At 62.6% G+C, this 23,920-nt stretch carries 23 protein-coding genes and 1 pseudogene; 16 read left to right on the top strand and 8 right to left on the bottom strand.

Annotation, left to right across the window (positions count from 1 at the left end):
• Positions 1–583: polysaccharide biosynthesis/export family protein (locus CP49_RS29205; protein ID WP_197423272.1), on the top strand; the 583-nt coding region annotated here is incomplete at its 5' end.
• Between the two features lie 350 nt (positions 584–933).
• A complete protein-coding gene (locus tag CP49_RS29200) occupies positions 934–1,941 on the top strand; it encodes a Bug family tripartite tricarboxylate transporter substrate binding protein (protein ID WP_063791796.1) in 1,008 nt (335 codons plus the stop codon).
• A 114-nt stretch (positions 1,942–2,055) separates the two neighbouring features.
• Here CP49_RS29200 and CP49_RS29195 read toward each other — a convergent pair whose 3' ends face one another.
• The 3 genes from CP49_RS29195 to CP49_RS29185 all read right to left on the bottom strand — a co-directional run bounded on the left by CP49_RS29195 (position 2,056) and on the right by CP49_RS29185 (position 3,923).
• Positions 2,056–2,730: a dienelactone hydrolase family protein gene (locus tag CP49_RS29195; protein ID WP_057853592.1), complete on the bottom strand. Its 675-nt coding sequence runs from the start codon at positions 2,728–2,730 to the stop codon at positions 2,056–2,058.
• Between the two features lie 63 nt (positions 2,731–2,793).
• Positions 2,794–3,138, bottom strand: a complete 345-nt coding sequence (locus tag CP49_RS29190; protein ID WP_057853591.1) for a hypothetical protein — start codon at positions 3,136–3,138, stop codon at positions 2,794–2,796.
• Positions 3,135–3,923, bottom strand: a complete 789-nt coding sequence (locus CP49_RS29185) for an alpha/beta fold hydrolase (RefSeq protein ID WP_057853590.1) — start codon at positions 3,921–3,923, stop codon at positions 3,135–3,137. Before CP49_RS29185 ends, CP49_RS29190 begins: the two co-directional genes overlap by 4 nt.
• Positions 3,924–4,256: 333 nt before the next feature.
• On the opposite strand from CP49_RS29185, the gene CP49_RS29180 reads away from it, so the two are divergent.
• Positions 4,257–5,354: an HD-GYP domain-containing protein gene (locus CP49_RS29180; protein ID WP_057853589.1), complete on the top strand. Its 1,098-nt coding sequence runs from the start codon at positions 4,257–4,259 to the stop codon at positions 5,352–5,354.
• Between the two features lie 103 nt (positions 5,355–5,457).
• Here the strand turns inward: CP49_RS29180 and CP49_RS29175 are convergent.
• Both CP49_RS29175 and CP49_RS29170 read right to left on the bottom strand, forming a co-directional pair.
• Positions 5,458–7,036, bottom strand: a pseudogene (locus CP49_RS29175) (AMP-binding protein).
• 222 nt (positions 7,037–7,258) lie between these two features.
• The gene (locus tag CP49_RS29170) at positions 7,259–7,678 is read right to left on the bottom strand and encodes a VOC family protein (protein ID WP_057853588.1); all 420 of its coding nucleotides are present in this window, start codon (positions 7,676–7,678) and stop codon (positions 7,259–7,261) included.
• 151 nt (positions 7,679–7,829) lie between these two features.
• Here CP49_RS29170 and CP49_RS29165 point away from each other — a divergent pair, with 151 nt between their 5' ends.
• From CP49_RS29165 to CP49_RS29140, 6 genes are all read left to right on the top strand, one after another.
• On the top strand, positions 7,830–8,807 hold the full coding sequence (locus CP49_RS29165; protein WP_057853587.1) for a Bug family tripartite tricarboxylate transporter substrate binding protein: 978 nt from the start codon (positions 7,830–7,832) through the stop codon (positions 8,805–8,807).
• Between the two features lie 83 nt (positions 8,808–8,890).
• Positions 8,891–9,145: a DUF3551 domain-containing protein gene (locus CP49_RS29160; protein WP_057853600.1), complete on the top strand. Its 255-nt coding sequence runs from the start codon at positions 8,891–8,893 to the stop codon at positions 9,143–9,145.
• Positions 9,146–9,302: 157 nt separating this feature from the next.
• Positions 9,303–9,773: an ArsR/SmtB family transcription factor gene (locus CP49_RS29155; protein ID WP_057853586.1), complete on the top strand. Its 471-nt coding sequence runs from the start codon at positions 9,303–9,305 to the stop codon at positions 9,771–9,773.
• Positions 9,773–10,114 carry an SRPBCC family protein gene (locus tag CP49_RS29150; RefSeq protein WP_057853585.1) on the top strand — a complete coding sequence of 114 codons (342 nt, stop codon included), beginning with the start codon at positions 9,773–9,775 and terminating at the stop codon, positions 10,112–10,114. Before CP49_RS29155 ends, CP49_RS29150 begins: the two co-directional genes overlap by 1 nt.
• A 15-nt stretch (positions 10,115–10,129) precedes the next feature.
• On the top strand, positions 10,130–10,957 hold the full coding sequence (locus CP49_RS29145; protein WP_082646299.1) for a DUF899 domain-containing protein: 828 nt from the start codon (positions 10,130–10,132) through the stop codon (positions 10,955–10,957).
• Positions 10,958–10,998: 41 nt separating this feature from the next.
• A complete protein-coding gene (locus CP49_RS29140; RefSeq protein ID WP_057853599.1) occupies positions 10,999–11,361 on the top strand; it encodes a DUF1428 domain-containing protein in 363 nt (120 codons plus the stop codon).
• A 5-nt stretch (positions 11,362–11,366) separates the two neighbouring features.
• Here CP49_RS29140 and CP49_RS29135 read toward each other — a convergent pair whose 3' ends face one another.
• Positions 11,367–13,625 carry a patatin-like phospholipase family protein gene (locus tag CP49_RS29135; RefSeq protein ID WP_057853584.1) on the bottom strand — a complete coding sequence of 753 codons (2,259 nt, stop codon included), beginning with the start codon at positions 13,623–13,625 and terminating at the stop codon, positions 11,367–11,369.
• A gap of 439 nt (positions 13,626–14,064) precedes the next feature.
• Here CP49_RS29135 and CP49_RS29130 point away from each other — a divergent pair, with 439 nt between their 5' ends.
• From CP49_RS29130 to CP49_RS29110, 5 genes are all read left to right on the top strand, one after another.
• Positions 14,065–15,222, top strand: coding sequence for an ABC transporter ATP-binding protein (locus tag CP49_RS29130; RefSeq protein WP_057853583.1), 1,158 nt, complete (start codon positions 14,065–14,067; stop codon positions 15,220–15,222).
• A 40-nt stretch (positions 15,223–15,262) separates the two neighbouring features.
• Positions 15,263–16,165, top strand: coding sequence for an ABC transporter permease subunit (locus CP49_RS29125; protein WP_156438727.1), 903 nt, complete (start codon positions 15,263–15,265; stop codon positions 16,163–16,165).
• Complete coding sequence (locus CP49_RS29120; RefSeq protein ID WP_057853581.1) at positions 16,162–16,998, top strand: carbohydrate ABC transporter permease; 837 nt, start codon at positions 16,162–16,164, stop codon at positions 16,996–16,998. The genes CP49_RS29125 and CP49_RS29120 overlap by 4 nt, the downstream gene beginning before the upstream one ends.
• A gap of 35 nt (positions 16,999–17,033) precedes the next feature.
• On the top strand, positions 17,034–18,308 hold the full coding sequence (locus tag CP49_RS29115) for an ABC transporter substrate-binding protein (RefSeq protein WP_057853580.1): 1,275 nt from the start codon (positions 17,034–17,036) through the stop codon (positions 18,306–18,308).
• A gap of 81 nt (positions 18,309–18,389) precedes the next feature.
• Positions 18,390–19,214: a phosphodiesterase gene (locus CP49_RS29110; protein WP_057853579.1), complete on the top strand. Its 825-nt coding sequence runs from the start codon at positions 18,390–18,392 to the stop codon at positions 19,212–19,214.
• Between the two features lie 59 nt (positions 19,215–19,273).
• Here the strand turns inward: CP49_RS29110 and CP49_RS29105 are convergent, their stop codons facing one another.
• Together CP49_RS29105 and CP49_RS29100 are read right to left on the bottom strand one after the other, a co-directional pair.
• Complete coding sequence (locus tag CP49_RS29105; protein ID WP_057853598.1) at positions 19,274–20,395, bottom strand: amino acid ABC transporter permease; 1,122 nt, start codon at positions 20,393–20,395, stop codon at positions 19,274–19,276.
• 4 nt (positions 20,396–20,399) lie between these two features.
• On the bottom strand, positions 20,400–21,587 hold the full coding sequence (locus tag CP49_RS29100; RefSeq protein WP_057853597.1) for an amino acid ABC transporter permease: 1,188 nt from the start codon (positions 21,585–21,587) through the stop codon (positions 20,400–20,402).
• Positions 21,588–21,688: 101 nt separating this feature from the next.
• On the opposite strand from CP49_RS29100, the gene CP49_RS29095 reads away from it, so the two are divergent.
• Together CP49_RS29095 and CP49_RS29090 are read left to right on the top strand one after the other, a co-directional pair.
• Complete coding sequence (locus CP49_RS29095) at positions 21,689–22,564, top strand: MurR/RpiR family transcriptional regulator (protein WP_057853578.1); 876 nt, start codon at positions 21,689–21,691, stop codon at positions 22,562–22,564.
• A 5-nt stretch (positions 22,565–22,569) separates the two neighbouring features.
• On the top strand, positions 22,570–23,919 hold the full coding sequence (locus tag CP49_RS29090; RefSeq protein ID WP_057853596.1) for an aspartate aminotransferase family protein: 1,350 nt from the start codon (positions 22,570–22,572) through the stop codon (positions 23,917–23,919).
• Position 23,920: the final 1 nt, after the last annotated feature.

The raw sequence follows: 23,920 nt of genomic DNA, 5'->3' as shown, positions 1-23,920 counted from the left end.
CGATTCCGGCGGCGCCATCGGCGCGCTTCGCGCCGCCTTCGCCGCGGCGCCGCGCACAGCGCCGGCACCCGTCATCGTTGCCGCACCCGCGGCCTATGTCGAACCCGCACCCATGCGATACGACTCCGCCTATCATCTCGATGCCGGCGACAAGCTGCGCGTCGTTATCTACGGCCAGGAAGGCCTGACCAATACCTACGCGATCGACGCCGGCGGCTCGATCACGATGCCGCTGATCGGTTCGGTGCCGGCGCGTGGCCGCACCACCGCCGGACTCGCGGCGGAGATATCAGCGAAGCTGCGCCGCGGTTTCATCAGGGAACCGTCAGTCGCCGTGGAGATCGAAGCATATCGGCCGTTCTTCATTCTGGGTGAGGTTGCCGCGCCCGGGCAATATCCGTACGTACCCAACATGACGGCCGAAACCGCGGTCGCAATCGCCGGAGGCTTCTCGCCGCGCGCCCGGCGCGATCGCGTCACAGTCACCCACAACGGTTCGTCGGGAACGTCGCGCTTCGTCGTCCCGCCCGGCAATCCGATCAGTCCCGGCGACACTGTGCTCGTCAGCGAGCGATGGTTCTAGGGCGTGAAGCCCTTCATCGGGCCGTCATTTGAGCGGGCTCTTTCCTTGAGCATTTGTGTCAGGCAAATGCCTCGCATTTGACCAAGAAAATTCATTATCTGTTTCGCGCCAGCGGGTTCTGCGTTCCGCATCTAACTTGCAGTAGCGGGCATGCGGCTTCGCACGTGTCTGGAGGTCTCGTTGGCGCCCGTACGTTGGTGTCGAGCCGCTTTGGTTGCGATAAATTAGCGCTATGCGCTGACTGCATTCGAAACCTTATTCCAAGTTGCACTGCAGCGATGTAGAAGGACGTCGTCAAATCTAGGCGCGCCGGATTGTTCGGCTAAGTGCCTGCAATCCGGAGTATGACCATGAACTATCATTTGCCGGCTCGCGTGGTGCGCGCGGCGACCGCGGCCGCGTTGCTCGCTTCCATCGCCGTAACGGCTTTGTGCGCCTCTTCGCATCCGGTGTCGGCGGCGGATCCCTATCCGAGCCGGCGCATCACCTTCGTCGTGCCGTATCCCGCGGGCGGAGCCACCGACGTCCTGGCCCGGTTGCTTGCCAACAAATTATCGGAGTCGTGGAAGCAAGCCGTCGTCGTGGAGAACAAGTCGGGCGGCGGCGGCGTGGTCGGCAACGACCACGTGGCCAAGGCGCAGCCGGATGGCCACACCGTGCTGATCGGCATCACGCAGATTATTCAGGCGCCGAGCCTTGTTGCGAAACTGCCTTACGATGTTTTCAAGGATCTCGCGCCGGTCACCCAGATCGCGCTGTCGACGATCGTTCTGGTGGTCCCCGAGCAGCAGCCGATCAAGTCCGTCAAGGAACTGATCGATTATGCCAAGGCGAACCCCGGCAAGCCTTACGGCACCTTCGGCAACGCCACGACGTCGCATCTCTACGGCGAATTGCTCAAGAAGAACGCCAATATCGACATGACCCATGTCCCCTATCGCGGCTCGGCGCCCCTCACGAACGACTTGCTCGCCAACACGGTGACTTCGGCGTTCCAGGACCTGACCACGGCGAGCTCGCAAATCAAGGCGGGCAAGCTCAGGGCGCTGGCGGTTGGCGGCGAAAAGCGCAGGAAAGCGTTGCCCGACGTGCCGACGATGGGCGAACTCGGTTACCCCGGTTTTGAGATCGAAGGCTGGCTCGGCGTGTTCGTGCCCGCCGCAACGCCCAAGGAGATCGTGAAGAAGCTTTCGGACGAACTCGCCCGCATCATCGCCTCGCCCGAGGGCGTCGCCGGGATCGAGACGCTCAGCCTCGTGCCGGTGGGCGGATCGGCGGAAACGTTCGAGAAGGTCCTGCGCCGCGATTACGAACGGTGGGCCGATGTCGTGAAGGCCACCGGCGTCAAGGGCGAGTGAGGCGTTAGTTGCGGTCCGTCATTCCGGGGCGATGCGAGAGCATCGAACCCGGAATCTCGAGATTCCGGGTTCGTGCTGCGCACGCCCCGGAATGACGGCGGAGAGATTTGCGCGCTATTTGCCCAGATGCTTGGCGAAAAACGCCAGGCTGCGCGGCCAGGCGATGTCGGAGCTGGCCTTGTCGTAGCTTGCGCGCTCGTCGCAGTGAAACCCGTGTTGCGCGCCGGGATAGATATGGACTTCGACTTCCGGCCGCTTGGCCTTGATGGTTTCGACATCGGTCAGCGGAATGCCCGCGTCCTTCTCGCCGAAATGCAGTTGCGTCGGCACCTTCGGCTTGTCGTCGGCAAAGCGGACGATGGCGCCGCCGTAATAGCCGACCGCGACCGATAGTCCCGACAGCTTGGTTGCCGCAGCATAGGCGACGCTGCCGCCGAGGCAGAATCCGATGATGCCGACCTGACCAACATCCTTGACGGCATCAATCGCGGCCTGGCTATCGCGCAGCATCGCGGCCCAATCGGGATTGGCGATGAACTTTCGCGCGGTCGCAATCTCGTCAGGCGAATAGCCGCACTGGAAGTCCGGCTGGGTGCGATCGAAGATCGACGGCGCAATCGCGACATAGCCTTCGCCGGCCAGCCGATCGCAGACCGAGCGAATATGGTGATTGACGCCAAAGATCTCCTGGATCACTACGATGGCCGCTTTCGGCGTGCCTGTGGGGTCGGCACGATAGCCGCCCAGTTTGAAACCGTCCGAAGCCGTCAGTTTGATATCCTGTCCCACGGGTCATCCATTTGCGTTTGAGTTGCACGAAGTCGCTCGCATGAGGATATCTACGAGAGGCTACTACTGCCACATCCAGTTGTGACCCCAGTCGCCCTTCCAGCCGGCCAGCCTGCCCTTGCGGAATTGCAGATAGAGGCGGTCCTTCTTGTAGAACAACCCGCTGCCGCCGATGTTGCGGAACGCAAGGAAGATTTCTTCGCCCGGCCGGCCACGAACGTGATTGAGCGGGACGCCGAGCGCGTGCGCGGCCTCATTGGCATCCATGCCGAATGCCAGCGGGATGTTGTTCGACAGCGTTTCAGTGAAGGGCGGCAGGAAGGGGCCACCAATCGGCGGCAGTTGTTGTGCTGCGGCTTGCGTGATGCTGCTTGCGATCAGGGTGAGTGCCACTGCGGTGATCTTCATGACGCGGCCTTCTCTGTTGCCTTGGCATCAAGGCCGTCAAGGAACGGCAGCACGGCATCGATGAAGGCCTGCGGCTGGTCGATGTTGACGGCGTGGCCGGCGGCCGGGATCACCACCTTCTGCGCGCCGGGAATCTTGGCCGCCATGTAATCGGAGGCGGCGAGAAACGGCGTGTCGTCGGCGCCGACCACGATCAGCGACGGCACCTTGATATCCGGAAGCGTCTCGATCACGCGGGCATCGCGCTGGGTCAGCATGCCGCGCGCGGCGCGCGCCAGTCCCGACGCATCTCTATGGGTGACGCTGGAACGTTCGCGGCTGGCCGATTTCAGGGCTTCCAGTCCCTCGCGCTCGAAGCGGTCGCCGGTATCATGCGCGCGCTTGTTCCAGACCTCGCGGGCCTCATCCTTCTTGAAGCCCGGGCCGGTGTCGATGATCAGCAGCGCGCGCACGCGGTCCGGATGGGCACGATAAAACGCCAGCGACATGTAGCCGCCGAGCGAGAGCCCGCCGACGATCGCCGTCTCGGCACCAACGGCATCGAGCAGCGCCGCCATGTCGGCGACCGTCAATGCTTCGCTGTAGGCCGCGGGATCATCGGGATAATCGGATTGGCCATGGCCGCGCATGTCCCACAACACGAGCTTGTGATGTTCCGACAGGGCCGTGATCTGGCCCTGCCACATCCCACTGGTCGATGAATAGCCGTGGGTGAGCAATAGCGGTGGGCCGGAGCCGTGAACCTCGTAGTGGATGCTGACCCCGTCGCGATCGATTGTCGGCATTCTCGATTTCCTAGAGCAAACAGCGCGAAATTCCGGTCTCGCTTCATCCTAGCGCGATCGGTGCGCCGTTGGGAAATGCGGAAACGGAATGTGCGTCTACGGCGGCCCGCTTGATTGACAAGGCACGTGACGGACATTACCGCGGCGCACAAACCGCGGCTCGCGAATGCGCTTTTGCAGAGGATGACGGTCTGGACGCGGCGCATCGCAAACCGGATGGCTAAAATTGTAACGTCTACGGTAGTTCGTGTTCAGCATCCCTCTTAAGCCGCGGGGAACCCATTTTCCGCTAGCTTCGGTTGCAGGTCATCACTGCTAGGGGTCTGGGGTTTCATGACATCGGTAGCCAACAAGACTTCGACCAAGCGCCGGCTGTTGCTGGCTTCGGATCGGAGCGATCAAAGCAGCGAACTCGCCAGCATTCTGCGATCCGTCGGTCAGGTCGACACAATAGCGACTTCAGATATTCCCGACGCGCCGGAGCGTGACCTTGCCGGGATCGTGGTCGACATCAACCTGCGCTCCGCCGAGAGCGTGCAATTGGTGCGCAACAAGCTGCGGACCGAAGCCTATCGCGAAATGCCGCGGCTGTTCGTGCTGGCTGACGCGCTTCATCACGGATCGATGCAGGCATGGGCGCTCGGCGCCACCGACACGATCGCGCGGCCGTTCGACGCGCAAGGTATCCTGCAGCGGATCCGCGCCGCGTTTCCCGACAGCGACGGATATGACGAGACCGACCGCGGCAAAGCCCTGAACCGGGGCGTCGAGGCGGCGCATGCCGTGATGGTCAAGATCTTTGAAAAGATTCCGGCCGGCGTTCCCCTTAAATTCAGCGACATCGTCGAGGCCGAGAACAAGATTCTCAAGGCGATCAAGCATTCGTCCTTGCGGGAGTGGCTGACGACGGTCGGCTGCCATCACAGCGGCAGCTACCGTCATTGTCTCTTTGTCACCGGCTTTGCGGTCGCGTACGCGCAGCATCTCGGCATGCGCGAGGACGACCAGCGCCGTCTCGCCCGCGCCGCGCTGCTGCACGACGTCGGCAAGGCGTTTATTCCGGTGGCGATCCTGGACAAGCCGGGCCCGCTGACGCTGGAAGAGATGGAGGAGATGCGACAGCATCCGCGCCGCGGCTATGACGCCCTTGCCGAGCAAGGCGGTTTCCCGCCTGAAATGCTCGACGTGGTGCTGCACCACCACGAGTTCCTCGACGGCACCGGCTATCCCAACGGCCTCAGCGGCAAGCAGATCAGCGACATCGTGAGGCTGACCACGATCGTGGATATCTATGCGGCTCTGGTCGAGAAGCGCGCCTACCGCCTGCAGTTCACCCACTCCCGGGCGTTCGGCATGATGGAAGAAATGGGCGACAAGCTCGACCAGCATTTGCTGCACGCCTTCCGCCCGGTGGCGTTCGGGTATTATTGACTCCCCTCCATCGTCATTCCGGGATGGTCCGAAGGACCAGACCCGGAATCTCGAGATTCCGGGTCTGGTGCTAACGCACCATCCCGGAATGACATGATCACCTTCATTCCAACATCTTCCTTAGCTCCGCCTTCGCCACCTTCTCCAGCGTGGAGCGCGGCATGTCGTCGACGAAGTGAATCTCACGCGGCACCTTGAAATCGGCGAGCCCGTTGCGGCAGGCGGCCATCACGGTGTCATGCAGATCGGCCGGTGCGCCCTTGACGCCGGCCTGCGGAATGATGAACACGACCGGCACCTCATCCAGCATCGGATGCTTCTTGGCCACCACGGCGGCCTCGCGCACGCCGGGCACTACCGCGATCACCTGCTCGATTTCGGACGCTGCGACATTCTCGCCGCCGACCTTCAGCATGTCCTTGGTGCGGTCGCCGAAGCGGATGAAGCCGTTCTCCAGCAGCGTGACGCGGTCGCCGGTGATGAAATAGCCGTGCTCGTCAAAGCTTTCGCGCGTCGCTTTTTCGTTGTGCAGGTATTCTGCAAACAGCGACAGGCCGGGAATGCCCTTGATCAAGAGATTGCCGGTGTCGCCGACGTCTGTCGGCGTGCCGTCATCCTCGACGATGCGGATCTGATATTCCGGCGCGGCGCGGCCGATCGACATCGGCGTGTTGGGCTGATCGACCTCGCCGACGATGCCGTGGCTGATGGTTTCGGTCATGCCCCACCAGCCGATCGTCTTGACACCGAAGGCGGCAAACGGCGGCGGCTCGGATACCGCGGTGCCCCAGAGCCGGAACTTGTGGCTCTTCGGAATCTCATGTTCCAGCAGCGCCTTCATGCAGAACGGGATCGTCGAGGTCCAGGTGCAGTTGTGCTCGAGCGCCACGCCCCAGAAGCGGCTGGCGGAGAACCGCGGCTGGATCACGCAGCTCGCGCCGACCCACAGCGTCGCCAGCATCGAGTAGGCCAGCGCGTTGGTATGGAACAGCGGCAGATAGGTCTGGTGCACGTCGCCGGCGTGCAGGTCTTCATGCGCGGCGTTGACCTTGGCGCCCCACAATGCGTTGGCGCGTCCACAACACGGCCTTTGGCCGCGACGTGGTGCCCGACGTGTATTGAACGCTGCATGGCGCGAACGGATCGGTCACACGGCGCGGCCGGTCGGTGCTGTCGGCGAAGAGCTGCTCAAAGCTGTCGCTGCGCGGCGCACTTTGCGCAGGCGTGCCGCCGGCATCATGCGAGATGACGGCGATCCAGCGCAGGCTTCGGCAATTGGCCGAGATCAGCTCGGCGTAAGCAGGTTGGGTGATGGCGGCGACTGCGCCGCAATGGCCGGCGAAATACTCCATCTCCGCCGCCGCCGAGCGGGTGTTGGTGGTGACGGCAATCGCGCCGAGTTCGACGCAGGCAAACCATGCCAGCATGGCCTCGATGCAATTGTCGAGATGGATCAGTACATATTCGCCGGGCTTGACGCCGCGTTTGACGAGGCCGGCGGAAAGCTGTCCGACGCGCTGGTGAAATTCGCTGTAGGACCAGCCCCGCGCTGGGCCCTCAAAGGGCGCCCAGATCAGGAACGGATGGTTGCGGCGGCTTTCGGCGCGCATCCGCAGCAGCCATGGCACGTCGAGGCCCGCGAATGGTCCGACAATGCCCGGCGCTGCCTGTGAAATCGGCATGGATGTCCTCCCGTGCCGCGTTATGGCGGCTTTTGGTTCTTGCTTGGGAGTAGTTCTGCCATCGGACGACGCGATGGGCAAATCGGGGCGGTCATTCCGGGGCGATGCGCAGCATCGAACCCGGAATCTCGAGATTCCGGGTCTGGTCCTTCGGACCATCCCGGAATGACAGAAGACTTCGATGGCTTCGCTTCGCTCGCAATGACGGGGAGGGAGCAGCGCCTACTTCGCCCCATCCTCATACGACGAAATCTCGATCAAACTCCCGTCCGGATCGCGGCAATAGACCGATCGCAGCGTGCCGCGGGCGCCCTGCTTTGCCACGGGGCCTTCCTCGATTCTGACCCCGTTGGCTTTCAGATGGGCCACGACCTGGTCCGGCGTGCTCGACGTCAGGAAGCACAGATCGTCGCTGCCGGCGGTTTCGTTATCGGCTGTAAACCATTCGACCTTGTCGGCATCGCGCGGCCGCACATTGATCTTCTGGTTGCCGAACACCAGCGAAGTTCGCGGCGTCTTGCCGGCGCCGGGATCGAACACCTTGACCTCCATGCCGAGAATTTTCCGGTACCACTCGGCCGAACGGGCCACATCGGACACGTTGATGACGAGATGGTCGAGAGCGTTAACCCTGACAGACATGCCTTATCCTTTCGTCGCGGTCGAAGGCGCCGGGTCGCACTGGCCGCACCGGGGTTTGTTTGTTACAACGCGGGCCGCGTTCGGTTCAATAGAACCGCGCCTCAATAGAAACGGACTGGGCTTTGAATCCCGGCCTCCAAGGAGAAGCTTAATGATTTCACGCCGTACTGCGATTTGTCTGGCCGTCATCGGCCTTTCTGCTGCCGCCCCGATGGGCAGCGCTTCGGCGCAGGATTACCCGACCCGACCGGTGAAATGGGTTGTCGGATATCCGCCGGGCGGCGCGACCGATATTATCGCGCGGCTGCTCGGCCAGCGGCTCTCGGAACGGCTCGGCCAGCAATTCGTGATCGAGAACAAACCCGGCGCCGGCAACAACATCGCCACCGAATCGGTGATTAACGCCGAGCCCGATGGTTATACCCTGCTGTTCGTCAACCCGGCGAATTACATCAACGCCTCGCTCTACGCCAATCTGAAATTCAATGTGATTCGCGATATTGCGCCGATCGCCGCGTTTAACCGCGTGCCGAACGTGATGACGGTCAACAAGGACGTGCCGGCCAAGACGGCCGCGGAGTTCATTGCCTATGTGAAGGCCAATCCCGGCAAGGTGAACCTGGCGTCGTCGGGCAACGGCACGTCGGTGCATCTGTCCGGCGAAATGTTCATGGCGATGGCAGGCGTCAAGATGCAGCACGTGCCCTATCGCGGCGCGGCGCCGGCGATCACCGACCTGCTCGGCGGTCAGGTCCAGTTGATCTTCGACAACATGCCCTCGATTCTCCAGCATGTCCGCGCCGGCTCGGTGCGGGCGCTGGCGGTCACCGGTACCGCGCGGTCGCCGCTGTTGCCTGACGTGCCTGTTCTCGCCGACACCATCCCGGGCTACGAGGCGAGCGCGCTGTTCGGCGTGGGAGCACCGAAGAACACGCCAAAGGCGGTCATCGAGAAGCTGAACAAGGAGATCAACGCCGTGCTCGCCGAGCCGGCGATCAAGGCGCGCCTGCTCGACCTCGGCGGCGAACCGCTGATCGGGACGCCGGAAGCGTTCGGTGCGATGATCGTGGCCGAAACCGACAAGTGGAAGAAGGTGATCGAGGAAGCCAAGGTCGAGAAAGTGCAGTGATCTACCTCACGGAACATTGGCGTAATCGCGGTGTTTCATGGCAAAGGCGACGCGGCTTTTGCGTCACGTGAAGGAGATCGATGATGCGTAATGCAATGTTAGCGATATTGGCGCTGTCGGCGGCGACAGTCGCCACGGTGGCGGGTAGCTCTCCGGCGGCGGCTTACGATTACCCGTACTGCGTCCAGGGCCGGGGCATCGGTATCCCCGGCGACTGCTCGTACAGCAGCTACGCCCAGTGCATGGCATCCGCCTCCGGACGCGGCCTCTACTGCAATCTCAACCCGCGCGCTGCCTTTGGACAGCAGCGGCGGATGCGGGTCTATCGGGATTACTGATTGCGGCTCGCGAATTCTTCTCGGGATGGCCGGACTGACGCGCGAAAAATATTTGCGCTGAATGATCCGGCCATCCGAACTTCCGTTGTCACAGCTCTCAAATTCGTGATGCAAACGCCGGCTTGACGGCGTTTCTTTTGTGCCTATACTAAACCATATGGTTAAGTATCAAGAAGAAATTCTCGATCGTACTTTTGCCGCGCTGTCCGATCCGACCAGGCGCGCGCTGCTGGCGCGGCTCGGCGATCGCGAAAGCCTGTCGGTCAGCGAACTGGCGCAACCGTTTTCGATGTCGCTGCCTGCGATCATGAAGCATCTCGATGTGCTGTCGGATGCCGGGTTGATCGCGCGCGAAAAGACCGGCCGCACGGTCGCGTGCCGGTTGACTGCCCAGCCGATGGAGCAGGCGATGGACTGGCTTAACCGCTACCGGCGCTTCTGGTCCGACGCACTCGACCGCCTTGCCGCTTTTGTGGAGGAAGACCCATGGCCACCCAGTCAAGCCTTGCCAAGCACGACGCTATCAGCGACGCCGAACTCGCCGCGCGGCCGAGCCTCACGATCACGCGACGTCTCAGCGCGGCGCCCGAAAAAGTCTACGCCGCGTGGGCCGACCCGCAAAAACTAGTGCAGTGGTTCGGGCCGGCGTCGGTCGAGGAGGGCTCGGTCAAGGCCGACATCGATCTGCGCATCGGAGGCCGCTACCGCATCAGCTTCAGCGCCAACGGCAGTTACAACGAGGTTGGCGGCGTCTATCGCGAGGTCGTTCCGAACCAGCGGCTGGTCTTTAGCTGGGCGTGGCATTCCACGCCGGAACGGGAATCGCTCGTGACCATTTCGATCAAGCCGGAAGGCAGCGGCACGCTGCTCGTCTTCAATCACGCGCAGTTCGTCGATGAGAAAGCGCGCGACAATCACGAGCGCGGATGGACGGAATTCCTTGGCAAGCTTGAAAGCTACCTGGCCTGAACAGAGGAGCCGCCCATGCAGCCGCACCCCATCGTCTCCCGCGAGGAATGGATCGCCGCCCGCAAGGCGCACCTTGCGCATGAGAAGGAATACACCAAAGCGCGCGAGCGCCTAAACGAGGAGCGCCGCGCGCTGCCGTGGGTCAAGGTCGAGAAGGATTACGTCTTCGACGGGCCCAACGGCAAAATGTCGCTCGGCGACCTCTTCAGGGGACGCAGCCAGCTCGTGGTGCAGCATCTGATGTTCGCGCCCGACTGGAACGAAGCCTGCAAGAGCTGCTCGTTCTGGGCCGACGGGTTCGAGCGCATGATTCCGCATCTCGCCGCCCGCGACACCGCGATGGTCGGGATCTCACGCGCGCCGCTGCAAAAGCTTGCCTCATTCAAGCAGCGCATGGGCTGGACGTTCGACTGGCTGTCGTCCGGCGGCAACGAGTTCAACTACGATTTTGGTGTCTCATTCACGTCCGAGCAGCTCAAGTCGGGCGCCACGCCCTACAATTTCGGCACCACTCCCTTCGGAGGCGAGGAGGCGCCGGGCATCAGCGTGTTTTATCGCGATGAAGCCGGGAACATCTTTCACACCTATTCCTGTTTTTCGCGCGGCCTCGACATGATGAACGCTGCCTACCACTATCTCGACCTCACCCCGCTCGGGCGCCACGAGGAAGGCCTGCCGTATCCGATGGACTGGGTGCGGCTACGTGACCAATACCAACCGTCACAGGTTCAGGCATCCTGCTGTCATAGCTTAATCAGTTGCCGTCATTCCGGGGCGATGCGCCAGCATCGAACCCGGAATCTCGAGATTCCGGGTCTGGTCCTTCGGACCATCCCGGAATGACCGAAAGTGTTCGCGCGACGACAAAGAACAAGAGGAACAACATGCCCTACGTCGACGGCTTCATCGTCCCCGTACCAAAGAAGAATCTCGAAGCCTACTCCCGCCTGTCGAAGAAGGCCGGCAAGATCTGGCGCGAATACGGCGCGCTGGATTATCGCGAATGGGTGGCCGAGGACGTCAAGGTCGGCAAGTTCACCTCGTTCCCGCGCAGCGTCAAGCTGAAGCCCGGCGAGACCGTCGTGTTCGCCTGGATCACCTACAAGTCGCGCGCCCAGCGCGACAAGATCAATGCCAAGGTGATGGCGGATCCGCGGCTCAGCGAACTGATGGATCCGAAAGCGAAGCCGCCGTTCGACGGCAAGCGGATGATCTTTGGCGGTTTCGAAAGCCTGGTGAAAGTTTAGGCGCGTCACTTCCGCTTCGCTGCGGTGACCGGTTCTGCTCCCTGCGATTTGATGTTGGCGTTTAATGCACCCAGCACGGCGTCGAGCTGTCGGTTGTTCTCCTTTGAATTGCCAAGAACCTCAAGAAGGTCCTCAGTCAACGTGCGCTGCATTTTTTCCGTATAGTTCCGATCCTTGAGGAAATCGCCGATCTGCTGCTCGGTGACGTTAAGGGCCACGTCCATGGCATCGCGAGTCCCCAGGGAGAGAGCCCAGCTCATCGCGGTGTACCAGCCCTTGTTCAGCGTCCTGAGATCGAACGAGTAGAACTTGGTATCGCTGAGACCGGACGCTGTTGCGTCGGATATCCGCTTCGCTCCCAGCACGGCGCGTGCGCTGCGCGTATGATAAAGGCCGCCGATGATGGAGGTCGCTTCGAGCAACAGCGGCGACGGCCATTCCGATGTGGGTGGCGGCTCAATCGGCACCGCTGCATTTTCGTTATGCCTCCTGAGGTCCTCACTGCTCATTGTGTCGTCGTTAAGTATTTCAACGATGATGATCGGACGCTTCGGCTGCATTGCTCGTTGCAAATACCGCGCGAGGTCGTAGACCGTCTCCATACCGCCATTCTCGAAATAGCCGCCATCGATGATGCGTCCGGTAATGACGTCGCCGCGCATAAGCCGCCCGGGCGGGCTGACGACCGTAAACCGGGCCGAATTCAGCACCGCCGTTGACGCGCGGATCTGGGCCGGCGCGAGCTGGTAAAAATCATAGGTATCTTCGAACACCGACGTATCTATCCGCACGGGTGCCGTGATGATCCGCTTACCGGTTTCGACATGTGTGCCGTTCGCAAGCACGATAGGCACCCATCGGCCGCTGTCCTCATGGAGCCGGGATTTACTCCAGATCTGGGTATATTCGTCGGCAAGGCGCGTTGATTTGGGGCACGGCTGCTCCGTGCATCGCGTGGCGCTCTGCTGCCAGCCCAATTCAAACGCCTCTTCCAGCGAAGCCGCGCGGTCAGGAAACAGCGGGGCCGGCAGGAATCGTTGGATCAGATCCGGGAACAGCAAGGCGCCGACGGCGGGGCCAAGATAGTCCTGCCCGAAGAAGGTCTGGACGAAATTCAGGCGTGCTTTCGCTGCGGCCGGTGAGCTCTCGCTATCCAGGGGGCGGTCGGCCAGCCAGGCCGCATAGCCTATCGCTCCGAGTGCGCCGCCGGACACGCTGCTGATCGCAAACACATGGTCGGAGAACTGACCGTTGCTGCGATCGTCGAGTGCACGGAGCACCGTTCCGGTCCAGTAGGCGGCACGCGAGGCGCCGCCGGCGGTGGCGACGAGAACAAGCGGCTCGTTGCTGCTTCGGCCCTGTTCCCAGCGCCTCAATGCCTGCTCGACGGTCGGGCGATTGACCGTCTGGATCGGGACGTCGATGCTTCGCACCTTATGATTATCGTTGAGCAGGCTGAACAGGACGAACGCTAGCCCGCCCAACATGATCACAGGGATTTTCTGGCTACGCGTCTTCCAGATCAGATAGCTCGTGACGGGAACAATGCAGCCGATGGCGCCATATGCCAGCGCGGCAGGTCCGAACAACCAGGCAAAATTGGTGCGCCAATGGGGGATCAGCAGCGATACGAGAATAAGGGCGGATATCGCGAGCGTCGCGCGAATGAACCAGCGGTCGCCCTGGACTAGATTGTTGTCCGGATCAACTTTTTCGTATGCCTTCGGAACCCTCCTTTCATCGAACCAGGTCGTTCGGTAGGCAAAGAACCAGAGCAGGAGCGCGATGGCTATCGCAAAACACACCATGCCGAACCAAGTGTCATCGACGCCATGTCTTGCACTCAAAGGCATGGCGACAAGCGCCGCCAGCAATGGCAACACGCCGAACGTGCGGCGCACGTAAAGAAACCAGCGCGGCTGTTGCTGTTTTCTGTTGCTGTCGGTTTTGTATAGGAGATTGGCCCAGTACCAGGCGTTGATCCCCGACCAGACGCAGGCAAGCATGAACGCGACCCACCGCAAGATAACCGGCAGGACATCGCCTTGCGGCGGCCAGTTCATGATTACCGCGTTGGCGGAATCTACCAGTCCCCGGATGACGTCGCGGCCTTGATCCAGATAGAGCAGGACGAAGCCGCCTGCGAGCAGCGACAAGAAAATGATCCGGAGGTCTTCAAGCGGACGGTAAAAGTCCTTGATGCATTCGATGATATGTCCGAGCCAGCGGGTGAACGATTGTTTGCGTGTCTGAAAGGAATTCATCGTTGCCTCTACGTGCTGAAATCTAAAATCCCTTGCGAAGTGCCGGATCGCCCCTTTGAAAGAGCGCGCGTCAAGCCGGCGAGCCATGCCGGGATAAATGAAACGGGCGTGCCGCTATTTGAAATACCGCGATTTGTAGGTCGGCCGACGCCGTCCGGCCGGAACAACGTTCATCGAAATCGAAAACGCTCAAGTTGAAGAGAATGATATTTCAACCAGTGCGGCGCGGTCAACCCGCCAGGCCGTTCGCGGTGCGCGGTGCAGCGCTGCGGTTCGAGTTTGGTGAAGAGCAGGCCTGGTTGCGCCGCAGGACTTTCCCGCACACCGGCCAATTGCTGGAAAGCTGGGGTTAATCCGCGCGCTTGGTCCTGCTGTGATGTAGCTGTCAAATTAGCCGTTTACGACGATCCGGTATCGCACCTGCGGATACCGGATTGACATGGCCGAGATCGGGATTCGGGCTCTTCACAAGGCTTTTGACGGCGCCGACGTGCTGAAAGGCGTCGATCTCACGATCGAGGACGGCGAATTCATTTCGCTCGTTGGCCCGTCGGGATGCGGCAAATCCACGCTGCTGCGCATCATCGCCGGTCTCGAACCGCAGTCTTCCGGCGAGATATGGATCGACGGAGCCAATGCTGACGGCGTCAGGCCGAGCGCGCGCAATCTGGCAATGGTGTTTCAGTCCTACGCGCTCTATCCGCATCTCAGCGTGTTCGACAATATCGCCGTCCCGCTCCGGATGAAACGCCTGTCGGCGCTGGAGCGGATGCCGCTGATCGGCCGGCTGATGCCGAGCCGCCGCCGCGCCGAGCGCACTATTCGCGAGGATGTTGAGCGAGTCGCCGGGCAGCTCGAGATTTCGCCGCTACTGAAGCGCAAGCCCGGGCAATTGTCCGGTGGTCAGCGCCAGCGCGTCGCGGTCGGTCGCGCCATCGTGCGTCAACCCCGTGCGTTTCTGTTCGACGAGCCGCTGTCCAATCTCGACGCCAAGCTTCGCGTGCATATGCGCGCCGAGATCGCTCAGTTGCACCGCCAGCTCAAGACGACCTTCATCTACGTCACCCACGACCAGGCCGAAGCCATGACCATGTCGGGACGGATTGCGGTCATGATCGGCGGCGAGCTCATTCAGGTGGGTGCGCCGGCTGCCGTCTATGACGACCCGCAAGACATCCGTGTGGCCGAATTTATCGGCACGCCGAAGATCAATGCGTTTCCAGCCCGCGTCCGCAGCGATGGCCGGCTGGAAGCGCTCGGACATGTCTTGCATGCGACTACGCCGTCGCCGGCCGGCGAATGTCGCGTTTGCGTCCGCCCGGAGCGGATTGAACTCGGAGCGTCCGGCCTCCTTTCCGGCACCGTTGTGCATCTGGAAAATCTGGGATCGGAAGCCTTCGTCCATATCGGCAGCGCGGGAATGAATGCGCCCGTGGTGGCGCGTGTCAACGATCCCAGCCAGTTGCCGGCGATCGGCGCTGCAATCTCCTATGGCTTTGCGCCGGAGGCGATTCGCGCGTTCGACGCCAGCGGCAAGCGCATCGCGACTTCCGTTCCGTCGCGCATTGAGCGGCCACGGGAGATGGCCATTGTCTGACGCCGTCGCCGCGCTGCAAGAGGTGGCCGCAGCGCCACGCATGCGTGCGCGGATACTTGTCAAGTCAGGCACGGCTGGGCGATCGGGAGCCGCCTACGCGCTGGCAGCGCCGGCCTTGATCCTGATGCTGATGATGCTGCTCGGACCGCTCGCCGGCGTCATCGCGCTCTCGCTTACGGACTACCAGCTCGGCGCACCTTCGTTCTCCTGGATCGGGCTGTCGAATTATCAGGAGATGTTCGCCGACCGGGTGTTCTGGATTTCGCTGAAGAATACGCTGGCCTATGTCGCCATCGTGGTGCCGGGTGCGGTAGCGCTCGGGCTCGGCGTCGCGCTCCTGATCCAGAGCGGCGCCGGCCTGCGAAGCCTATACCGCACGGTCTACTTCCTTCCGGTGATGGCAACGCTGATCGCGATGGCGATCGTCTGGGAATTCATGCTGCACCCGCAGTTCGGGCTGGTGAACGGGCTTCTGCGCGCCGCTGGACTGCAAGGCCATAGTTGGCTGCAGGACCGCGGCACCGCGCTCTATTCGCTGTGCGTGATCGGCATCTGGCAGGCCACAGGCTTCAACATGGTGCTGTTCCTCGCAGGGTTGGTGTCGATCCCGAAGCACCTCTATGACGCGGCCGAGATCGACGGCGCCGAGAGCGCGTGGTCGCGCTTTGGCCTGGTGACGTGGCCGATGCTCGCCCCCGTCACCCTGTTCGTGGTCGCGATCTCCGCGATCCGTTCGTTCCAGGTGTTCGACACCGTGCAGGTGCTGACCAAAGGCGGACCTTCGAAATCGTCCGAGGTGCTGATCTACACGATGTACACCGAAGGATTCGAGTTCTTTCGCTCCGGATATGGTGCCGCCGTCACGGTCGTATTTCTCGCCTTCGTGCTATCGTTGACGCTGCTCAAGTCCGTCCTCGGCAGACGGGAAGTGCACTACGCATGAGGGCACTGGGCCGCATTCATCCCTGGTCCGCCGTCCGGCACGTGCTGCTGCTCGCAGGCGCGCTCGTCATGCTCATTCCCTTCATCTGGATGCTGTCGACCGCGTCAAAACCGCAAACCGAGATATTCTCTTCCGATCTGCATCTCATCCCCTACCACTTCGCGCTGTGGGACAATCTCAAGATCGCCTTTGCAAAGGCCGATCTGTGGCGTTATCTGCTCAACGGGCTGATCGTCACGATCTTGATCTTCGCCCTTCAGGTGCTGGTCGCTCTGCCGGCCGCCTATGCTTTCGCAAAGCTGCGCTTCCTCGGGCGCGACGTCCTGTTTGCGCTGGTCGTGTTCTGCATCCTCATTCCGCCGCAGGCGACCGCGATTCCGGTGTTTCTCCTGCTGCACAAACTGGGCGTGCTGGATAGTTACATAGCGCTGGTGCTGCCGTTCACGATCTCGGTGTTCGGCATCTTCCTGATGCGCCAGTTCTTCAAGACCGTACCCGACGACCTGATCGACGCAGCGCGGATGGACGGGATTTCGGAGTTCGGCATTGTCTGGCGCGTCATGCTGCCGACCGCCATTCCGGCAGTGACCGCGTTCGGTATCTTCTCGGTGGTGGCGCACTGGAACGACTATTTCTGGCCGCTGATCGTGCTGAACAGCGAGCATTTGCAGACGCCGCCGCTCGCGGTCGCGCACTTCCGCAACAACGAGGCCGGCACCAACTACGGCCCGCTGATGGCGGCCGCGATGGTCATCATCGCGCCGCTGGTCATCGCCTTCCTGTTCGCCCAGCGCCGCTTCATCGAAGGCATCACGCTGACCGGCATCAAGTAACCCGCGTTGTCTTTCAAACCCTTAAGGAGACGTCAATGTTCAGAACATGGATTGCCGGAGCCGCCCTTTCGCTTGTCGCCGGTCTCGCGCATGCGCAGACCGAGGTCGTCGTTCAGTACCCCTATGCCGAATTGTTCGAAGGCACCCACAAGCGGATCATCGAGGAATTCGCCAAGGTGCGGCCCGACATCAAGGTCACGCTGCGCGCGCCTTACGACTCCTATGAGGATGGTACCCAGAAAGTCCTGCGCGAGGCGGTGACCAACCAGATGCCCGACGTGACGTTCCAGGGCCTCAACCGCATCCGCGTGCTGGTCGACAAGAACATCCCGGCCGAACTCGACGGTTACATCGCGGCGGAGAAGGATTTCGACAAGCAGGGCTTCCACCAGGCGATGTTCGATATCGGCACCGCGAGCGGCAAGGTCTACGCGCTGCCGTTCGCGATCTCGCTGCCGGTCGTCTACGTCAACCTTGACCTGGCCAAGCAGGCGGGCGCCGATCCGGCCAACCTGCCGAAGACGTGGGACGGACTGATCGATCTCGCCAGGAAGATCAAGGCGCTGGGCCCCGACATCAACGGTATCACCTACGCCTGGGATATCACCGGCAACTGGTTGTGGCAGGCGCCGGTATTCTCGCGCGGCGGCTCCATGCTGAACGCCGATGAAAACAAGGTGGCGTTCAACGGACCGGAAGGCCAGTTCGCGATCCGGACGCTGGCGCGCCTCGTCACCGAGGCCGCCATGCCCAACCTCGATCAGCCGGCGATGCGCGCGACCTTCGCCGCCGGCAAGACCGGCATTCACATCACCTCGACCTCCGATCTCAACAAGACCACGCAGATGATCGGCGGCAAGTTCGCGCTGAAGACCCACACCTTCCCCGACGTGGTATCGCCGAACGGCCGGCTGCCGGCGGGTGGCAACGTCGTGCTGATCCTCGCCAAGGACAAGGCCAAGCGCGATGCGGCCTGGGAAGTCGTGAAATTCTGGACCGGCCCGAAAGGCGCGGCGATCATGGCTGAAACCACCGGCTACATGCCGCCGAACAAGGTCGCCAACGAAGTCTATCTGAAGGACTTCTACGTCAAGAATCCGAACAACTACACTGCGGTCAGCCAGCTCGCGCTGCTGACCAAATGGTACGCCTTCCCCGGCGACAACGGCCTCAAGATCACCGACGTGATCAAGGACCATCTCAACAGCATCGTCACCGGTGCCCGCGCCAAGGAGCCGGAGGCCGTGCTATCAGACATGACGGCCGACGTGCAGAAGCTGCTGCCCAAGACGGTCGGTTCGGTCCGCTGACATCAGTAGTCTGACGATCAATGGCCGCTGCTGTGCGCTTTGCCGCGCCGCAGCGGCAGCCAATAGGGAGGTCATAGCGCGATGAAATTCGTCATTCTCACCGATACCCATTTCGTTGCGCGCGGCCGCAAGCTTTACGGTCTCGACCCCGCGGAGCGGCTTGCCGCCGCCGTCGATCGGATCAACCGCGATCATCCGGATATTTCCTTCGTGATCGTCACCGGCGATCTCGCCCATTGGGGCGAAGATGCAGCCTACGAAAACCTCGCTTCCGTCCTCGCCCGCCTGAACGCGCCGACCATTCTCTTGATGGGTAATCACGACAAGCGCGATCCGTTCGGCCGCTACTTTCCGGGCGTCGCGCGCGACCCGTGCGGCTTCGTGCAGGGCGTCCAGACGTTCGACGCTGCGACCGTCGTCACGCTCGACACGCTGAATGAGGCCGCGCCGGACCATGCCGGATTGTTGTGCGAGGCGCGGCTCGCCTTTCTCGAACAGGCGCTTGCTTCAGCGCCGGCCGATCGCCCGCTGCTTCTCTTCCAGCATCATCCGCCGTTCGACACCGGGCTGCGCTATATGGACGGCATCAAGCTCGCCAATCCCAGGGACGAGTGGGAGGTGATCGCGCGCACGCGAAAGCCGGACTACCTGTTCATGGGGCATCTGCACCGACCGATCTCCGGGATCTGGCGCGGCATTCCTTTTCACATCCAGCGCGCCTTGTCGCATCAGGTGGCGTTCGATCTTGAGACCGCGGATCATATTCCCGGCTCGCATGAGCCGCCGGACTATTCGCACGTGACCGTCGACGCCGGCCAGATCGTGATCCATCAATGCTCCTTCCTCTACGACGGACCGCTGTTCTCGTTGCAGGACCGCGCGGCGATCGAGTGGATCGACCGATAGCGGCGGATGCATGCCGCATGGCCTTCAAGGTTCGGCAGCGCCGTCGCTGAGTTCTCCCGTCAGTTCGGGTGCGCCTGCGCCTCGAGCTGCCGGCTATAGCTGGACATGGCAAAGCAGAAGACGAAATAGATCAGGCCCACGAATACATAGACCTCGACGCTGAAGGGCTGCCAGGCCGGATCGATGATTGACGTCTTTGCCGTCGTCAGCAGGTCGAAGATGCCGATGATCAGCACCAGGCTGGTATCCTTGAAGAAGGCGATGAACGTGTTGACCAGCGGCGGGATGACGTGGCGGATGGCCTGCGGCAGGATGATCAGCCCGTTCTTCTTCCAGTAGGACAGGCCGAGCGCATCGGCGGCGTCGTGCTGACCTCTCGGAATGGCTTGCAGGCCGCCGCGGATGACTTCGGCGAGATAGGCGCCGGCGTACAGCACGAAGGCGATCTGGGCCCGGAGCAATTTATCGACGTTGACGCCATCGGGCATGAACAGCGGAAACATCACGCTCGCCATGAACAACAGGCTGATCAGCGGAACGCCGCGGATCAGTTCGACATAGAGCACGCAGAGCGACCGGATCGCGGGGAGCTTTGAGCGCCGGCCCAGCGCCACGGCAATCCCGAGCGGGAAGCCGAAGGCGAGGCCGAAGGTGGCAAGGATCAGCGTTACCGGCAGGCCGCCCCAACGGTCCTGCGACACATAAGTCAGTCCGGCGATGCCACCCCACATCAGCACGCCGATCAGGATCAGTGCGGCCGCCCACACCGCTATCAGTTCCTTTCGCCACCAGCGGCGCCGGCTCGACACGTAGAACAGCGCGATGAAGACCAGCGTCGCCAGTGCTGGCCGCCATTGCTCACTGAACGGATAGGTGCCGAACAGGATGAAACGGTATTTTTCGGGAATCACGGCCCAGCAGGCGCCGAGCCCGCGGATCGACCGGCACGCGCCGGTCTGGTCGCTCGGCACACTCCAGATCGCATTCCAGTAGCCCCACTGCACGAGGCTGACGAAGGCCTTGGCGAGCAGCGCGATCAGGATCAGGGAAATGACGCTTGAGGTAATTGAAGCGAACAGGTTCGCGCGCAGCCATCGGATGACGTGATGGCCGGTAGTCTTGCGCGATCGCGCGCTGCCGAATGGAAGCGGACTTTCCGGCGCGTCCGTAATCGACGTCATGGAATCAGCGCTCCACCAGCGCGATGCGCGCATTGTACCAGTTCATGAACAGACTGATGCCGAGGCTGATCGTCAGGAACACCATCATGATCAGCGCGATGGCTTCGATGGCCTGGCCGGTCTGGTTCAGCGTCGTGTTCGCGATCGAAACCACGTCCTGATAGCCGACCGCGACGGCAAGCGAGGAATTCTTGGTGAGGTTCAGATACTGGCTGGTCATCGGCGGAATGATGACGCGCAGCGCCTGTGGCAAGACGATGCGTTGAAGCACGAAGCGCCGGCGCAGGCCGAGGGCTGCGGCCGCATCCCATTGTCCCCGGGGAATGGCCTGGATGCCGCTGCGTACGATCTCGGCGATGAAGGCCGACGTATAGGTGACCAGCGCGATCAGCAGCGCGAAATATTCCGGCGCCAGCGTCAGCCCGCCGACGAAATTAAACCCGCGCAGCTCTGGCATCGTGACCGTCCACGACGCGCCGAGGCTCCACGACACCAGCGCCGGCAGTCCGGCGAGCAAGGCCAGCGCGTACGGCCAGAGATGGCGCACCTTGCCGTCGGCCACTTGGCGCGCCATCAGGTGCCGCCGCAGCACATAGAGTGCGATCAGCCCGGCCACGACGGCTGCGATCACCCAAAGGTTTGCTTCCGCGATCGGAACTGATGGAAGCACCAGGCCCCGGTTGGAAAGAAAAACCCCCTCGATCGGCTTCCATGCGGCGCGCGCCGCCGGGAGGCCCTGCATCAGCACGTACCAGAACAGAAGCTGCAGCAGCAGGGGAATGTCGCGGAGCAGCTCGACATAGACCGCCGCAAGGCGCGACAGCAGCCAGTTCGACGACAGCCGCGCGATGCCGATCAGCGTGCCGATCGCGGTCGCAAGCACGATGCCGATGACCGCGACGCGGAGCGTGTTGACGATGCCCACGATGAAGGCGCGGACATAAGGGTCCTTGGGGCTGTAGGCCAGCCAAGTGTCCGCGATCGGCATCCCGGCCTCGCGGCCGAGAAAGGCGAAGCCGGTTGAAATTCGGCGTACCGACAGATTGTGGAGGGCGTTCGACCACAGCCAGCCAACGATCGCGACTGCGATGCCGACCACCAAGATTTGCCAGGCAAGGCCGACAAGCTGCTGGCGATTCAGCGAGAAGCGCTGCCGCCTGCGGCGTGGGAGGTCGGGCGTGGATGTCGTCACAGCACAAGGATCCTTCTGGCGACAGCGATCTTCGGCCATGCGCCCCGGGAGGGCGCATTTCAAATGTTGCACCAAAAGTAGTTTCATGCAACGTTTGTTTCATGGCGCAGCCCCAGCCGAAATCCTCGCCGCTCAGCGAACTATGCAGCGCCTTGCCGTCGCTACCCTTGCGGCTGCAACAGGTCGGCCGCTTCGTCGCCGCCAATGATTATGACGCCACCACCCGTTCGATGCGCGACCTGGCGGCCGAGGCCGGCGCCGATCCCGCCGCCTTCACTAGGCTGGCGAAAGCGCTAGGCTATTCGGGATGGGACGAATTGCGCGCCGCGTTGACCGAATCGCGTCGTCCGGCGCAAGCTCAGCCCTTCTCGGCACGCACCCGCGCCGGCCGCAAGGGACCCCACGCCGAGATATCGCTGGTCGCCGACAAGCTCGAAGCCGAGGCGGCAGGCCTTGCGCGCATTTCGACGGGCTCGGTGGCCGAAGCAGCCAAGGCCCTGCATGCAGCGCGGCGAATCTGGATCGCCGGCTTTCGAAGTTGCCGCAGCGTGGCCGAGCTACTCAATTATCAACTCCGCCTGTTCCGCTCCGACGAGGTGCAACTGGTCGGCGGCTCCGGTCCGGAAGATCTTGATCTCGGCGCCTTCCAGAGCGGTGACGCGGTCGTGGTCATCGGCTTTGCGCCCTATTCCAGGGCCAGCGTGCTGTCGGCGCGCGCGGCGCATGATTCCGGCGCCACGCTGGTCGCGATTGCCGACGCGATCACCGCGCCGATGGCGGAGGGCGCCGATCATCTGCTGCTCTATGAAGCGGCCGCATCACCGGGATTCTTCCCGAGCCTGACCGGCGCCATTGCCATTGCGCAGTCGCTGGCCGCGGTCACCTTCGTGCTCGGCGGCGCCAAGACGAAGCGCCGCCTTGAGGAGACCGAAGGCCGGCTGGCTGCGATGTCGCAATATGTCGCCGAGAAAGGTTGATCGCCATGGGAGCCGGCAAGAGCCGTGTGCTGCACCGAAGCCTGCGTGAAACGCCTCCCAGGGCCGTCGGCGGCGACGGCGTCTGGCTGATTGCCGAGGATGGCCGGCGGATCTTGGACGCGTCCGGCGGCGCTGCCCTTTCCTGTCTCGGCCACCAGCATCCGCGCGTGCTCGAGGCGATGTCGCGGCAGGCCTCGAAGCTGGCTTATGCCCATACCAGCTTCTTCACGTCGGAGCCGGCCGAAGCGCTGGCCGAAAAGCTCGTAGGCCATGAGCCCGGCGGTCTGGCTTACGCCTACCTTGTCAGCGGCGGATCGGAGGCGGTCGAGGCCGGTATCAAGCTGGCGCGACAATATTTCATCGAGATCGGCCAGCCGCAACGCCAGCGCTTCATCGCCCGTCGCCAGAGCTATCACGGCAACACGCTGGGCGCGCTGGCCGCCGGCGGCAACGCCTGGCGGCGCGAACCCTATGCGCCGCTGCTATCGGCAGCGTTCAGCCATGTGACACCGGCCTTCGCCTATCACGAAATGCGCGCCGGCGAATCCGAGGCGGATTTCGTCGCTCGCCTGGCGGCTCAACTGGAGGCGGAATTTCAGCGTCTGGGCCCGGACAATGTAGCGGCGTTCATTGCCGAGCCGGTGGTGGGCGCGACCGCAGGCTGCGTTCCTGCCCCGGAGGGATATTTCCGGGCCGTCCGCGACATCTGCGATCGGCACGGTGCGCTTCTCATCCTCGATGAGGTGATGTGCGGCATGGGCCGGACCGGCACACGCCACGCCTGGGAGCAGGAAGGTATTGCGCCTGACATCCAGGCGATCGCCAAGGGGCTGGGCGGCGGCTACCAGCCGATCGGCGCCATGCTCGCCGGCGCATCCATCGTCGATTCGATCCGCGACGGCTCGGGCGCGTTCCAGCACGGCCATACTTATATGGCGCACCCGATCGCCTGTGCGGCGGCGCTTGAGGTCCAGCGCGTGATCGATGACGAGCAATTGCTCGACAGGGTGAAGGATCTCGGCCGCCAGCTCGAGCGGCGGCTCACCGAGCGCTTCGGCAATCACCGGCATGTCGGCGATATCAGGGGCCGCGGCCTGTTTCAGGCCATCGAGCTGGTTGCCGATCGCGCCACCCGCGTGCCGTTCGATCCGTCGCTCAAACTCAATCAGCGCATCAAGGCCATCGCCTTCGAAGGCGGCCTCGGCTGTTATCCCGCAGGCGGATGCGTGGACGGCCGCAGCGGCGACCACGTCCTGCTCGCGCCGCCCTATATCGCGACGTCCGACGATATCGACATGATCGTCGACAGGCTTGGCCGGGCCGTCGACGCCGCGTTGCAGAGTGTGGGCCATTAGG

Source organism: Bradyrhizobium valentinum (assembly GCF_001440405.1).
Taxonomy (GTDB): Bacteria; Pseudomonadota; Alphaproteobacteria; order Rhizobiales; family Xanthobacteraceae; genus Bradyrhizobium; species Bradyrhizobium valentinum.
Note: the sequence above shows the minus strand (reverse complement) of the source record. Positions and strands in the feature narration are given on the sequence as shown.